The 14,564-nt window shown below is 63.1% G+C and carries 13 protein-coding genes; 4 read left to right on the top strand and 9 right to left on the bottom strand.

Annotated elements, in window-relative coordinates; genetic code table 11:
• The first annotated feature begins 3 nt into the window (after positions 1–3).
• Positions 4–828: a transglutaminase family protein gene (locus tag VGO12_RS11910; protein WP_327512956.1), complete on the top strand. Its 825-nt coding sequence runs from the start codon at positions 4–6 to the stop codon at positions 826–828.
• Positions 829–884: 56 nt separating this feature from the next.
• Here VGO12_RS11910 and VGO12_RS11905 read toward each other — a convergent pair whose 3' ends face one another.
• From VGO12_RS11905 to chvE, 8 genes are all read right to left on the bottom strand, one after another.
• A complete protein-coding gene (locus VGO12_RS11905; RefSeq protein WP_327512955.1) occupies positions 885–1,565 on the bottom strand; it encodes a hypothetical protein in 681 nt (226 codons plus the stop codon).
• A gap of 295 nt (positions 1,566–1,860) precedes the next feature.
• Positions 1,861–2,253, bottom strand: coding sequence for a nuclear transport factor 2 family protein (locus VGO12_RS11900; protein ID WP_327512954.1), 393 nt, complete (start codon positions 2,251–2,253; stop codon positions 1,861–1,863).
• A gap of 465 nt (positions 2,254–2,718) precedes the next feature.
• The gene (gene araD / locus VGO12_RS11895) at positions 2,719–4,464 is read right to left on the bottom strand and encodes an L-arabinonate dehydratase (RefSeq protein WP_327512953.1); all 1,746 of its coding nucleotides are present in this window, start codon (positions 4,462–4,464) and stop codon (positions 2,719–2,721) included.
• Between the two features lie 53 nt (positions 4,465–4,517).
• The gene (locus VGO12_RS11890) at positions 4,518–5,951 is read right to left on the bottom strand and encodes an aldehyde dehydrogenase family protein (RefSeq protein WP_327512952.1); all 1,434 of its coding nucleotides are present in this window, start codon (positions 5,949–5,951) and stop codon (positions 4,518–4,520) included.
• Positions 5,952–6,005: 54 nt separating this feature from the next.
• A complete protein-coding gene (gene araD1, locus VGO12_RS11885; RefSeq protein WP_327512951.1) occupies positions 6,006–7,001 on the bottom strand; it encodes an AraD1 family protein in 996 nt (331 codons plus the stop codon).
• Between the two features lie 167 nt (positions 7,002–7,168).
• Positions 7,169–8,377, bottom strand: coding sequence for a multiple monosaccharide ABC transporter permease (gene mmsB / locus VGO12_RS11880; protein WP_327512950.1), 1,209 nt, complete (start codon positions 8,375–8,377; stop codon positions 7,169–7,171).
• Positions 8,377–9,912 carry a multiple monosaccharide ABC transporter ATP-binding protein gene (gene mmsA / locus VGO12_RS11875; protein WP_327512949.1) on the bottom strand — a complete coding sequence of 512 codons (1,536 nt, stop codon included), beginning with the start codon at positions 9,910–9,912 and terminating at the stop codon, positions 8,377–8,379. The genes mmsB and mmsA overlap by 1 nt, the downstream gene beginning before the upstream one ends.
• Before the next feature lie 100 nt (positions 9,913–10,012).
• Positions 10,013–11,080, bottom strand: coding sequence for a multiple monosaccharide ABC transporter substrate-binding protein (gene chvE, locus VGO12_RS11870; RefSeq protein WP_113535570.1), 1,068 nt, complete (start codon positions 11,078–11,080; stop codon positions 10,013–10,015).
• A gap of 289 nt (positions 11,081–11,369) precedes the next feature.
• Between chvE and VGO12_RS11865 the strand changes: the two genes are divergently transcribed.
• Positions 11,370–12,350 (top strand): LysR family transcriptional regulator, encoded by a 981-nt coding sequence (locus tag VGO12_RS11865; protein WP_327512947.1) that lies wholly within the window; start codon positions 11,370–11,372, stop codon positions 12,348–12,350.
• Between the two features lie 96 nt (positions 12,351–12,446).
• Complete coding sequence (locus VGO12_RS11860; protein ID WP_327512946.1) at positions 12,447–12,896, top strand: hypothetical protein; 450 nt, start codon at positions 12,447–12,449, stop codon at positions 12,894–12,896.
• A gap of 3 nt (positions 12,897–12,899) precedes the next feature.
• Here the strand turns inward: VGO12_RS11860 and VGO12_RS11855 are convergent, their stop codons facing one another.
• Positions 12,900–13,160: a hypothetical protein gene (locus VGO12_RS11855; protein WP_327512945.1), complete on the bottom strand. Its 261-nt coding sequence runs from the start codon at positions 13,158–13,160 to the stop codon at positions 12,900–12,902.
• A gap of 343 nt (positions 13,161–13,503) precedes the next feature.
• On the opposite strand from VGO12_RS11855, the gene iolG reads away from it, so the two are divergent.
• Complete coding sequence (iolG, locus tag VGO12_RS11850; RefSeq protein ID WP_327512944.1) at positions 13,504–14,496, top strand: inositol 2-dehydrogenase; 993 nt, start codon at positions 13,504–13,506, stop codon at positions 14,494–14,496.
• Positions 14,497–14,564 lie beyond the last annotated feature (68 nt).

Genomic DNA, 14,564 nt, shown 5'->3' with positions numbered 1-14,564 from the left:
GGCATGCACCTGAAGATCAGCCACACGACCGAGTATCATTATGATGAACCCGTGCAGTACGCGCTGCAGCGGCTGCGGCTGACGCCGCTGACGCTCGCCGGCCAGACCGTGCTCGGCTGGCAGACGCTCGTCGACGGTGCTGCGATCGAAGTCAGCTACGACGACCACTTCGGCAATCGGGTTCACCTCGTCAGCATCGACGGCGACCGCGAGGCGATCCGCATCACCGCTTCGGGCGAGTTGCACACAGAGGATCGCGCCGGCGTGTTCGGGCCGCACCAGTCCTACGTGCCGCTCTGGCTCTTTGCGCGCGAAACGCCGCTCACCAAGGCGGGCAAACTGATCCGCGAACTCGCCAAGTCGGCGGAGGGCGAAACCGACCTTGCCCGCATGCACGCACTGATGGCGACGATCCACGGGGCGGTCGAATACAAGCCCGGCGAGACCCACGCGGAGACCACCGCCGAAGACGCGCTCGAAAGCGGCCAGGGCGTCTGTCAGGACCATGCCCATATCCTGATTGCGGCGGCGCGCTCGCTCGACCTGCCGGCCCGCTACATTTCAGGCTACCTGATGATGGAGGGCCACCCGGAGCAGACCGCAAGCCATGCCTGGGCCGAGGTGCACCTCAACGGGCTCGGCTGGGTCGGTTTTGATGCCGCCAACAAGATCTGCCCGGACGATCGTTATGTCCGCATCGCCTCGGGGCTGTGCTATCGCGATGCCGCCCCCATTTCCGGTCTCATCCATGGCGAGGCGAAGGAGACGCTGAAGGTATCGGTGACGGTCGAAGAGCAGCAAAGCCAGAGCCAGTCGCAAAGTCAGTAGCCGCCATCGACGGGGCGCGAGCGCGCGTCCCGTCCACCCAGACCGAAGCTTGGGAGTTACCGGGAGGCGCTTGCCTGCAGGATGCGGCAGAGCGAAACCAGCCCGCTGTCATAGCCGCCGCCGACGACATCGCGGCACCGCTTGATCAGCTTCACCCTTTCGCCGGCGGGCAGCGCATTGAACGCGGCGATCGACGCGCGCGGTGAAGTCACGCCGCCCGAACCGCCGCCGTTGCCGCCGCCCGTGCCGCCACCGACGCTGCCGCCGCCACCGGAACTCCCGCCGCCCGAGCCGGTTCCAAGGCCGAGGCCGAGCCCAAGCCCGACACCGCTACCGGCACCAGCATTCGCCGTGACACCGGCATTCAGGCCGCTTCGCCCGCCAACGCTGGCATTGACCGAGGTATTCAGCCCCTTACCGCCACCAAGACCGACATCGGCATCGGCGTTGATGCCGCCGCTTCCGCCGGCGCTCGCCCGCACATCGGCATTGACGCCCTGTGAACCGCCGACAGACGCGTTAGCGTTGGCATTGACCCCGTTTGCGCCGCCAAGCGACGCATCGACGTCGGCCTTAAGGCCGTTCGAGCCGCCGAGACCCACATTGGCATTCAACCCGCTCGGGCCGCCGACGGACACGCCGACACCGAGACCGTTTGCACTTTGCGAAAGTGCGGGCGCAGCAAGCGCCACCGTCGCAAGAAGACCGAGCGACAACGCAAGAACATTTCTCCGCATGATCGTCCTCCTTTTCAGGCTCAGGGCCGGAATGGCCCCGGCAAAAGGGGATACGTTCAGGAATTGCCGTCGGTTGCAGCAGATCAGCCGGAAAGGGAGGGTTTTGCCCGGTGTGGATAACGCAAGGCGAAGATGCGACCGGATGCGTGCCTTTTCGAAACGACGACACGGCCGACCGGATCACCGCACCGAATGCGGTACGCATGATCGCTCTCAGGCTCGGCCGACTTACCAGCAGGCTTTCCTGGTCCTGGCCGATTCAAGGACATGCAGCCGTTCAAAGTTCTGGACCGACCTACGCGTCTGACGCGACGCGCGACGGTGCAAGGCTCGCCAATGGCCCGAAAAAGCCGATGATGCGCGTAATGCGCGTCTGGGCGGGATCGAGGAATGCGATGTCCAGACCCTCGGGAAAGGATGTTCCGTCGGGCATCACAAATCGCCAGGCGAAACGTGCGATCCCGTGGTGAACGTCCACGTCGCTTGTCCGTGTAATGCGCGCGCCCGGATGCTTGGACTGAATGCCGGCGATGTGTGCGAGCAGCTCTTCTACACCGGCGGCATGAACCGTTGGATCCGTATACGTTGCGCCATCGGCCCAGATTGGCACCAGCAACGCCCGTCTCTGCTCAGCGTCCTCCGACGACCAGGCGGCACAATAGGTATCGATGAGATCTGTTAACGGCACGCTGTTTCACTCCTGTCGTTCATGGGTTCCGACACGGCCCTTGCTCAGACGATCAAGCCAAGGTGCCTGTTCCATCTTGCCGCAAAATGGCTGACGGCCGCAACCGCGCAGCCTGCAGGCGCGCAACGCCGCGGGGGAAACTATGACGGCGTGGCTGCGACGCCAATAGGCACCGAGCGGTAAGTGGTTACTCGGAGGTAAGGGACGATGAACACGCCAGCGGACGAGGGCTGACCATGGAGACGGTCGCGGGCCAGTGCCAACGCAGCGGTTACATCCCTGTACCGCGACAACGCTTGCGGGGGCGCCGAACCTTGTCAGCTCGCAGTGGCGCCGTCGACGCCGGCGCCCGGGACGTCTCACCGCAATCCGGGTGCGACGGCGACCTTTGCGCGTCTGTGATGACCCATGCTGGGCGTGAGGGCCGAAAGCGCGAGCGGACACTCCGCTCGCGCGGCGACAGTGCTAGTGACTGTCGCGGTTCATCGGGATTTCCGCGCCGCGCGGGCCGACGAGGAAGTCGAGATCCGCACCCGTGTCGGCCTGCATCACGCTCTTGACGTAGAGGCCGGCATAACCACCCTTGAGCGGCTTGACCGGCGACACCCAGGCCGCGCGGCGTCTAGCAAGCTCTTCGTCCGAAACGTCGAGATGGATGGTACGGGCCGGCACGTCGACGGCGATCATGTCGCCGTTCTGCACCAGCGCCAGCGGGCCACCGTCGGCGGCCTCCGGTGCCGTATGCAGGATCACCGTGCCATAGGCTGTACCGGACATGCGCGCATCCGAGATGCGGATCATGTCGGTGACACCCTTCTTCAGCACCTTCGGCGGCAAACCCATGTTGCCGACCTCGGCCATCCCGGGATACCCCTTCGGACCGCAATATTTCAGCACCATCACGCAGGTCTCGTCGATGTCGAGATCATCACGGTTGATGCGGGCGTGGTAGTCCTCGATGCTTTCAAACACCACCGCGCGGCCCTTGTGTTGCATCAGATGCGGCGAAGCGGCCGACGGCTTCAGCACGCAGCCCTTCGGCGCGAGATTGCCGCGCAACACCGCAATGCCGCCCGACTTCGTCAGCGCTTTCTCACGCGGCACGATGACGTCGTCGTTGTAGTTGACCACATCCTTGACGCCGTTCCAGATGGTCTCGCCGGTAACGGTGAGCGCGTCCTTGTACAGCAGGCCCATCTCGCCGACCGCCTTGATCACGACCGGCAGACCGCCGGCATAATAGAACTCTTCCATCAGGTGCTTGCCCGACGGCTGCAGGTTGACGATCGTCGGCACGTCACGCCCAAGGCGATCCCAGTCGTCGAGGCTCAACTCGACGCCGATACGGCCCGCAAGCGCAAGCAGATGTAGCACTGCGTTGGTCGAACCGCCGACTGCACCATTGACGCGGATGGCGTTCTCGAAGGCTTCCTTGGTCAGGATATCAGAAGGCTTCAGGTCCTCCTTCACCATGTCGACGATGCGACGGCCTGACAGTTGCGAGATCACCCGGCGGCGGGCGTCGACCGCAGGAATTGCCGCGTTGCCGGGCAGCGTCATGCCAAGCGCTTCCGCCATGGATGCCATGGTCGAGGCCGTGCCCATGGTCATGCAGCTGCCGGCCGAGCGCGCCATGCCCTGCTCCGCATCCATGAACTCCTCAAGCGACATCTCGCCGGATTTCACCATCTCGGAGAACTGCCAGATCGCCGTGCCCGAGCCGACGTCCTTGCCGCGCCACTTGCCGTTCAGCATCGGCCCGCCGGAGACGAGGATGACCGGAATGTCGACACTGGCGGCCCCCATCAAAAGGCTCGGCGTGGTCTTGTCGCAGCCGCCGAGCAGCACGACGCCATCGACCGGATTGCCGCGGATCGCCTCTTCGACATCCATGGCCGCAAGGTTGCGGAACATCATTGCCGTCGGGCGCAGGGTGCTTTCACCGACGGAGAACACCGGGAACTCGACCGGGAAGCCGCCGGCCTCGTAGACACCGCGCTTCACCCGCTCGGCGAGATCGCGCAGGTGCGCGTTGCAGGGCGTCAGCTCCGACCAGGTGTTACAGATGCCGATGATCGGCCGGCCGTCGAAGGTGTCGGCCGGCAGCCCCTGATTCTTCATCCAGGAGCGATGCATGATGGCATTCTTGCCGGTGCCGCCGAACCAGTCCTGCGACCGCAGCTTGCGCGGCCATTCAGCTTTCTTCTTCATGTTGTCCTTCCTTATGCGACCCGCGCCATCACGCGGGCCTGTGACGGCGCGCTTCAGGCGAGCGTGTAGGCCGTCTTGACGGTGGTGTAGAATTCGGCGGCATAACGCCCCTGCTCGCGCGAGCCGTGGGACGAGCCCTTGCGACCGCCGAACGGTACGTGGAAGTCGACGCCCGCCGTCGGCAGGTTGACCATCACCATGCCGGCCTCGGCATTGCGCTTGAAATGGGTGGCGTGCTTGAGGCTGGTGGTAGCGATGCCCGACGACAGGCCGAAGGGCGTATCGTTGGCGACAACAAGCGCCTCGTCGTAATCCCGAACGCGGATGACGGCTGCGACCGGCCCGAAGATTTCCTCGCGGGAGATCCGCATCTGGTTGGTCGCCTCGGTGAAGAGCGCCGGCTGCAGGTAGAAGCCGGGCGTGTCGCGCTTCAGGAGGTCGCCGCCAAAGGCGAGCTTGGCGCCCTCCTGGCGGCCGATGGCGATGTAGTCGGTGTCCTGGTTGAGCTGGCTCTCATCGACAACAGGGCCGATCTGGGTGCCGGCCTTCAAGGCGTCGTCGATGACGAGCCCCTGGATCCGCTCGCCCATGGCGGCAACGAAACGGTCGTGGATGCCCTCGGTGACGATGATGCGCGACGACGCCGTGCAGCGCTGGCCGGTGGAGAAGAAAGCGGAATTGACCGCAGCCTCGACCGCAACATTGAGATCGGCATCGTCGAGCACGACGAAGGGGTTCTTGCCGCCCATCTCCAGCTGGTACTTGCGATTGTGCTCGACCGAGGCCATCGCGACGCGCTTGCCCGTCCCGGTCGAGCCGGTGAAGGTGATCGCGTGCACATCCGGACTGTCGAGCATCGCCTGGCCGACGACCGAGCCCTTGCCCATGACGAGGTTCAACACGCCCTTCGGCAGGCCGGCGCGATGGAGGATATCGACGATCGCCCAGGAGGAGCCCGGCACCAGTTCGGCCGGCTTGAAGACGACGGTGTTGCCGTAACAAAGCGCCGGCGCGATCTTCCAGGCGGGAATGGCGATCGGGAAGTTCCAGGGCGTGATGATGCCGACGACGCCGACTGGCTCGCGGGTGATCTCGACACCAATGTTGGGCCTTGCCGATGGCAGCACTTCGCCCGCCAGCCGCAGGCACTCGCCGGCGAAGAAGTCGAAGATCTGGCTGGCGCGCACCGTCTCGCCGATGCCTTCGGCCAATGTCTTGCCTTCCTCGCGTGACAACAGTTTTCCGAGCTCGTCCTTGCGGGCAAGGATCTCGTCGGCGGTCTTTCTGAGGATCGCGTGGCGCTCGAGAATGCCCGAGCGCGACCAGGCGGGAAAGGCCGCTTTGGCAGCGGCGATGGCCAGACGCGCATCGTCGGCCGACGCACGGGCGTACTCTCCGACCACGTCGTTGGTGTTGGACGGGTTGATGTTGGCGACCCCGTCGCCGCCGACCCATTCGCCGGCAATCAGGTTCTGGTGCAATGTCATGGCGTAAGGCTCCTTCCGTCCCGCGCAATCCGGCGTCACGCGCCGGCGCTGCGATCAGAGTTGCTGGATGGCGACCGGCTCGTCGGCGGCGATGGCGAGGGCGTTTCGAAGCGGCAAGCCGAAGTCCGAAGCCTCGATCTCGAACACGTCGCCTTCCTCGGTGCGGATGCCGTCGCCGAACGACAGCGTCGCCGTGCCGAACATGTGCACGTGCACGTCGCCCGGCTGGCGGAACAGGCCGTACTTGAAATGGTGATGCTCGAGATTGGCAAAGCTGTGCGACATGTTGGCTTCGCCCGACAGGAACGGCTTCTCCCACAGCACCTTGCCGCCACGCAGGATGCGCGACATGCCGCGGATATCTTCAGGGGCGACACCGATGCGGATTTCCGGGCCGAAGCTCGCCTGGCGCAGCTTCGAATGGGCGAGCCAGAGATAGTTGACCCGCTCGGTCTTGTGGTCGGAGAACTCGTTGGCGACGGCAAAGCCGATGCGGAACGGCACGCCCTTGTCCGAGATCACATAGATGCCGGCCATTTCCGGTTCCTCGCCGCCATCCTCGGCAAAGGCGGGCGAAACGAGCGCGGAGCCCGGCGCAACCGCGCTGGTGCCGTTGCCCTTGTAGAACCACTCCGGCTGAACGCCGGTCTCGCCGCTGTTCGGTTTGCCGCCTTCGAGCCCCATGCGGAACATCTTCATCGAGTCCGTGAGCGTCTCCTCCGCCGCCTCGCTCGTCTTCTTGTGCATGGCGTCGCGGGTCGCAGCGGAGCCGAGATGGGTCAGCCCCGTGCCGGTCAGGTGCAGGTGCGCCGGATCCGGATGGGTGATCGGCGGCAGCAGGCGCCCTTCCGCATAGGCCTTGTCGAGGTCGATGGCCGCACCAAGCCCCTTGGCCTCGATCGTTTCCTTCAGGCTGCGTCCGACATTGGCCGCTTCCAGCGCCAGTGCATAGACGCTCGCGGCACCCTTCACCACATGCGCGGTTTCACCGGACGCGCGCACTGCAACCACGATCGTCCCGTCTTCGTTCCTGATCTGCGAAATCAGCACGATGCTATCCTTCCTATGGTCTCGGGTCGCAGCGATCGCCTGTTGAAGGCAAAAGCGTCCCCGTGGGTGGCTCTCGCCACCCAATTCCGGCAGAAAATCCGCCGATCCTGGCAGCCGCGGCTGCCGGTGAATGTTACTGGTTTACGCCGGGTCTTATGGCTTTCCGCTCAACCCTTGTTCTTGTTGTAGACATCGAAGAACACGGCAGCGAGGAGCACGAGGCCCTTGATCAGCTGCTGGTAATCGATGCCGATGCCCATGATCGACATGCCGTTGTTCATCACGCCCATGATGAAGGCGCCGATCACCGCACCGATGATCTTGCCGACACCACCGGACGCCGAGGCGCCGCCGATGAAGCAGGCCGCGATCACGTCGAGCTCGAAGCCGACGCCCGCTTTCGGGGTTGCCGAATTGAGGCGAGCGGTGATGATCATGCCGGCCAAGGCGGCCAGTACGCCCATGTTGACGAAGGTGTAGAAGGTCAGCCGCTCGGTGTTGATGCCCGAAAGCTTCGTCGCTTTGACGTTGCCGCCCATGGCATAGATGCGCCGGCCGATGGTCGAGCGCGTGGTGATGAAGGTATAGAGCGCGATGAGAACGGCCATGGCGATCAGCACGTTCGGCAGGCCGCGATAAGTCGCAAGCTGGAAGCCGATGAACAACGCGACGGCGGCGATGACCGCCATCTGCACCGCGAAGAAGATGAAGGGCTCGTTTTCGGTGCCGTGCTGCTCGTTGATCTTGCGGTCGCGGATCCCCGCATAGATCGCGTAGCCGACGAGCGCGATGACAGCGACGAGCGCCACCATGTTCTGGATCGTCTCGGGCGCCGGGTTGAGGAAATAGAGGAAGTCCGGGACGAAGCCGGTCGACAGCAGCTGGAACTCCTTCGGGAACGGACCGATCGGACGGCCGCCGAGCACCACATAGGTAAGCCCGCGGAAAACCAGCATGCCGGCAAGCGTGACGATGAAGGACGGGATCTTCTGGTAGGCGACCCAGTAGCCCTGCGCCGCCCCCATGATGCCGCCGACAACAAGACAGGCGGGAATGACGATGATGGCTGGCAGGCCCCATTTCACCAGCATGATCGCCGAGATCGCCCCGATGAAGGCGACGATGGAGCCGACCGACAGGTCGATATGGCCGGCAACGATAATCAGGAGCATGCCGAGCGCCATGATCACGATGAACGAATTCTGCAGCACCAGGTTGGTGATGTTGACCGGCTTGAACAGGACGCCGTTGGTGACGAACTGGAAGAACAGCATGATCACAACGAGCGCGACCAGGAGGCCGTATTCGCGGATGTTGTTCTTGAGATAATCCCCGATCGAGGGTTTGTTGGCTTGGGTGCTCGTATCGGCGACCATTAGTGTTTCTCCCCTGAACGCATGATGGCACGCATGATGGATTCCTGGCTCGCTTCCGCCTTCGAGAGCTCCGCGACGATGCGGCCCTCGTTCATGACGTAGATGCGATCGCAGGTTCCAAGCAGCTCCGGCATTTCCGATGATATCATCAGAATGCCTTTACCCTCGGCGGCAAGTTGGTTGATGATGGTGTAGATCTCATACTTCGCGCCGATATCGATGCCGCGTGTCGGCTCGTCGAGAATGAGAACCTCCGGATTGGTGAACAGCCACTTGGACAGGACGACCTTCTGCTGGTTGCCGCCCGAGAGGTTGACCGTTTCCTGATAGATCGAGTGCGAGCGGATGCGCAGTTTCGAACGATAGTCGGAGGCGACCTTCGCTTCCTTGCGATCGTCGATGACGCCGTTGGCCGCAACCGCCTTCAGGTTGGAGAGCGTCGTGTTCTCCTTGATGTTGTTGATCAGCACCAGGCCGAGCTGCTTGCGGTCCTCGGTGACGTATGCAAGGCCGGCGTCGATTGCCTTCGGGATGGTGCTGACGTCGACGGGCTTGCCGCGCATCGTCACCTCGCCGGTGATCTTGTGGCCCCAGGACTTCCCAAACAGGCTCATCGCCGTTTCCGTGCGCCCAGCCCCCATCAGCCCGGCGATGCCGACGACCTCGCCGGCGCGCACGGTGAAATTGACGTCGTGCAGGAACTGCCGGTCGCGATGCTGCTGGTGGAAGACGTTCCAGTTCTTCACCTCAAGCAGCGTCTCGCCGATCTTGGGCTCGCGCGGCGGATAGCGGTCTTCCATGGCGCGGCCGACCATGCCCTTGATGATCCGGTCCTCGCCGATGTCCTCGCTGTGACAGTCGAGCGTTTCGACCGTGCCGCCGTCGCGCAGGATGGTGATCTGGTCGGCGACCTTGCGGATCTCGTTCAGCTTGTGCGAGATGATGATCGAGGTCATGCCCTGGGTGCGAAACTCCATCAGGAGCTTCAAAAGCGCATCGGAATCGGTTTCGTTGAGCGAGGCGGTCGGCTCGTCGAGGATCAGGAGCCGCACCTTCTTCGACAGCGCCTTGGCGATCTCGACCAGCTGCTGCTTGCCGACGCCGATATCGGTGATCAGCGTCGCCGGGCTTTCGCCAAGGCCCACCTTCTTCAGGAGCTCCTGGGTACGGGCAAAGGTCTGCGGCCAATGGATCACGCCGTTGCTGGCGATCTCGTTGCCGAGAAAGATGTTTTCGGCAATCGACAGGAGCGGCACCAGAGCCAGCTCCTGGTGTATGATGATGATGCCGAGGTCTTCGCTGTCGGAGATCGTCGAGAAGCGTCGGGCTTCGCCGTCGTAGTGGATCTCGCCGTCGTAGCTGCCGGCGGGATAGACGCCGCTCAACACCTTCATCAGCGTCGACTTGCCGGCGCCGTTTTCACCGACGAGCGCGTGGATCTCGCCCTCGCGCACCTTGAAGCTGACATTGTCCAGCGCCTTGACGCCCGGAAACGTCTTGGTGATGCCCCGCATTTCAAGAATGATATTGTCCATGTTCAGTCATTCCAGCGGCAGTCTTTGAGAGAGTACCGGCTCCGTCATCTGGATAAAAGGGCCCGTGCGTCAGCACAGGCCCCTTCCCGTTCAAAAAAGATCAGTTGTTGATCTGGTCTTCGGTGTAGTAGCCGGACGAAACCAGCACGTCCTTGATGTTGGACTTGTCGACGGCAACCGGCTTCAGCAGGTAGGACGGAACGACCTTGACGCCGTTGTCATAGGTCTTGGTGTCGTTCACTTCCGGCTCCTTGCCTTCCATGATCGCGTTGACCATGCCGACGGTGACCTTGGCCAGTTCGCGCGTGTCCTTGAAGATCGACGAATACTGTTCGCCGGCAAGGATCGACTTGACCGACGGCAGTTCTGCGTCCTGACCGGTGACGGCAGGCATTGCCATGTCGCCCGAGCCGTAGCCGACGCCCTTCAGCGCCGAGATGATGCCGATCGACAGGCCGTCATAGGGCGACAGAACGCCATCGACCTTGGCGTCGGTGTAGTTCGACGACAGCAGGTTTTCCATGCGGGCCTGGGCAACGGCACCGTCCCAACGCAGCGTGCCGACCTGGTCCATGCCCTTCTGGCCGGACTTGACGACGATCTTCTTGCTGTCGATCAGCGGCTGCAGAACCGACATCGCGCCGTCGTAGAAGAAGAAGGCGTTGTTGTCGTCAGGCGAACCGCCGAACAGTTCGATGTTCTTCGGCTCGGTGGCGCCATCGAGCTTGAGGCCCTGCACCAGCGAGGTTGCCTGCTGCACGCCGACCTGGAAGTTGTCGAAGGTGGCGTAGTAGTCGACATTGCCCGAATCGCGGATCAGACGGTCGTAGGCAATGACCTTGACGCCCGCATCGTGGGCCTTCTGCAGGATGTCCGACAGCGTCGTTCCGTCGATCGCGCCGATGACCAGAACCTTGGCGCCCTTGGTCACCATGTTCTCGATCTGGGCGAGCTGGTTCGGAATGTCGTCGTCAGCAAACTGCAGGTCCGGCGTGTAGCCGGCTTCCTTGAACAGCTTCTCCATCGTCTCGCCGTCGGAGATCCAGCGGGTCGACGTCTTCGTCGGCATGGAAATGCCGACGGTGCCCTTGTCCTGTGCGAACACCGGCGCAGCGAAGGACGCGATCGAGATCGCGGCGGCTGCGAGAAGCGAAGTCATCAATTTCATCAGTTCTCTCCCAAAAAAGTTGAAGCCGGCAGGCTCGAGCCTTCCCGTCTATGCGCAGCAATCCGCCGCCCGAGATCGTTGTCTCCGGCCGCGGATCAAGGTGAAGGAGAGCCCTCCCCGCCTCGCATGCTCCCACATGCGCTGGCACATAAGCAAAAACTGGAATCAAAACGTATAACTGTCAAATACAATATCGCTTTGAATATATACCAAAAATGATATAGCAGTCCCAAACAGTGTGATTTTTGAAAATCATTGAAAACCAAGGGAAAAATCGCGGAGGTTGAAAATGCGCGATACCAAACCGGTTGCAACCGGCGGCACCGGACAGATCTTCGATTCCGCGCTTTTCCGCTCCGGTCTGAAGATCAGCCATCTCCGGTTGATTCTCGCAATCGACGACCACAGGCGCATCAGCGCGGCTGCGGAGACGCTCGGCATTTCGCAGCCGGCCGCCTCGCGCATGCTGTCGGAAATCGAGGCGATGCTGAAGGCGCCGGTCTGCGAACGCGTCGCCCGCGGCGTCGAGCTGACACCCTATGGCGAAGCGCTGGCGCGCCGGGCCCGCACAATTTTCCTCGAGCTTCGGGAGGCTTCGCGCGAGATCAGCGAGCTGAAAACCGGCAGCGGCGGTTCGGTCTCACTCGGCTCGGTCACCGGCCCTGCCCTCAACCTCGCGGTCCCCGCCATCCGCCAAGTGATCACCGCCTATCCCGGCATCGAGATCAACGTCCAGATTGAAAACAGCAATGTGCTCGCGCGGGAAATGCTCGCGGCAAGGCACGATTTCATCATCGGCCGGATCCCGGACGACCAGCCGCCACGGCTCTTCAACATGGTGGAAATCGGCTATGAGGAAGTATGCCTGATCGTACGCGACGGTCATCCGCTGCTCGACAAGCCCATCGTCAGCGCCGAAGACCTGCCGTCCTACGACTGGGTGTTCCAGCCGCCGGGCACGCTGTTGCGCCGCGCCGTCGAAGACAGCTTCATGTCGGCCGGCGTCCGGCTGCCGGCAACCGTCATCAACACGTCCTCGATCATCCTGACCCTGTCGATCGTGCGCAACACCAACGCGATCGCGCCCGTGGCGCTCGACGTCGCCAACCTGATCGCCGGCAACGGCACGCCGGCCGGCGAGATCCGCATCCTCAAGACCGACATCCCCATCCGCATCAAGCCCTATGGCCTCATCACCGCCGAAGGCCGCGCGCTACCGCCAAGCGCCAAGCTGCTCTACGACCTGATCCTGAAACAGGGCCGCGCGTGACGCCCGGCGTAGTCAAATGATCAGCCCGGGCATGATCAGTTTGATCAGCCCGGGATAATCTCCGGGCGCCATAGTGCCGCCCGAGTTGGAGGCCGCATGTTTGGAATGTCGGTGTTTCAGTCGGTGCTCGAACGGCTGAAGACGGAAGAGGATGACGAGCAGATAGCATCGGAAGATGCCGACGTGGCAGCGCCGCGCCTGGCGCCGTTTGCGCCGGCGTTTGCGGTTGACGGCGTCGCCGCTGCCGCTTTCGGCACCGTCGAACGTGCCTACTTCGATGCCGCCTTCGTCGAACCGCCACCACCGCCTGTCATGCCGGACCATCTCAAGCGGACGAGCCTTGCAGAAGTCGCCGAGGAACTGGCGCTTACGGACAACGAATCGCCGGCGACCCTTGCCGCAAAACGGCGGACCTTCGCCGCCGACAACCATCCCGACCGCCTGCCCCAGGACTTCCGCGTCAATGCAACGGTCCGGATGAAGCTGGCCAACATGCTGATCGACGAAGCCGCGCGGCAGATCCGCACGCCCGGCGCGCAGCCGTAGGTCTCAGCCGGCCGTCCCGTCCTGGTCGCCGCCGGCTTCGCCTTTCTCGGCGGTTCCAGTCTCTTCGCCACCCTTCTCGCTCGGCTTGTAGAAAACCAGAAGCGCCGCCGAGGCATAGGCCGTCACCGCCAGGAAGATCATGCCCCAGAGCGTCTGCTCGCCGTAAAATTCAACCGCCGTCCACACCGCGCAGAACAGCACGATCAGCAGACGGATCCACAGCGGGCGATAAAAGGGGTGGTCCGGGTCGATAAATTTCAGCATCCTGTCCTCTGAAGGCCTTGTTCTTGAGTGACCCATTTACGGGAACTTCATCGACAACAGCAAGGGCAGGCCGTGCCACGCCTCTTGACGGGCACAACAAAAATGGAATAAAAATTCCGAAATTCTCCACGTCGGCCAATTCGTTCCGAACGCGATTGTTTTGGGCCCTGTGGAGTGGGAGGTATCAAGGGAGAGACGCCGGCGCGGCATTCCAACGCGCAAGCCGCATCGCCGCATTTTTTCCACCCATTCGCGGATAAGGCATTCCGCGGCGCCTTTGCGCGATGAGCGCCGATCATCACGCCCCTTCCCGGTTGCGAACCGGAATTCGAGAGAAACAGAGATGACAGTAAGATTTGGTCTTCTGGGCGCCGGCCGCATCGGCAAGGTTCATGCCAAAGCCGTCAGCGGCAATCCGGACGCCGTGCTCGTGGCCGTCGCCGACGCCTTCCCGGCGGCGGCCGATGCCATTGCCAAGCAATATGGTTGCGAGGTCCGCACCATCGAGGCCATCGAAGCCGCCAAGGACATCGACGCCGTCGTCATCTGCACCCCGACCGACACCCATGCCGACCTGATCGAGCGCTTCGCCCGCTCCGGAAAGGCGATCTTCTGCGAAAAGCCGGTCGATCTCGACGCCGAACGCGTCAAGGCTTGCCTGAAGGTGGTCACGGAAACCAAGGCCAAGCTGATGGTAGGCTTCAACCGCCGCTTCGATCCGCATTTCATGGCCGTCAAGAAGGCGATCGACGCCGGCAAGATCGGCGACGTCGAAATGGTGACGATCACCTCGCGCGACCCCGGCGCCCCGCCGGTCGACTACATCAAGCGCTCGGGCGGCATCTTCCGCGACATGACCATCCACGATTTCGACATGGCCCGCTTCCTGCTGGGCGAAGAGCCGGTTTCGGTGACGGCGACCGCCGCCGTCCTCGTCGACAAGGCGATCGGCGAAGCCGGCGACTATGACAGCGTCTCGGTCATCCTGCAGACGGCTTCCGGCCGCCAGGCGATCATCTCCAACTCGCGTCGCGCCACCTACGGTTACGACCAGCGCATCGAGGTGCATGGTTCGAAGGGCGTCGTCTCCGCCGAAAACCAGCGCCCGGTCTCGATCGAGATCGCCAATGGCGACGGCTACACCCGCCCGCCGCTGCATGACTTCTTCATGACCCGCTACACCGAAGCCTATGCCAACGAGATCGAGAGCTTCATCGCCGCGATTGAAAAGGGCGCGGAGATCACGCCGTCGGGCAAGGACGGCCTGGCGGCGCTCGCGCTTGCCGACGCCGCCGTGAAGTCGGTCGTTGAAAAGCGCCAGATCAGCCTGGCGTGACACTGCGCAAAGCAGGCGTAAAACAAAAAAGGCCGGGCGTGACGCGCCCGGCCTTTTTGTCTGGTCGC

The sequence above is a fragment of the Ensifer sp. genome, assembly GCF_035999135.1.
In the GTDB taxonomy this organism is placed as follows: Bacteria; Pseudomonadota; Alphaproteobacteria; order Rhizobiales; family Rhizobiaceae; genus Ensifer.
The sequence above is the reverse complement of the archived record's forward strand: the minus strand, read 5'-3'. Positions and strand labels throughout refer to the sequence as shown.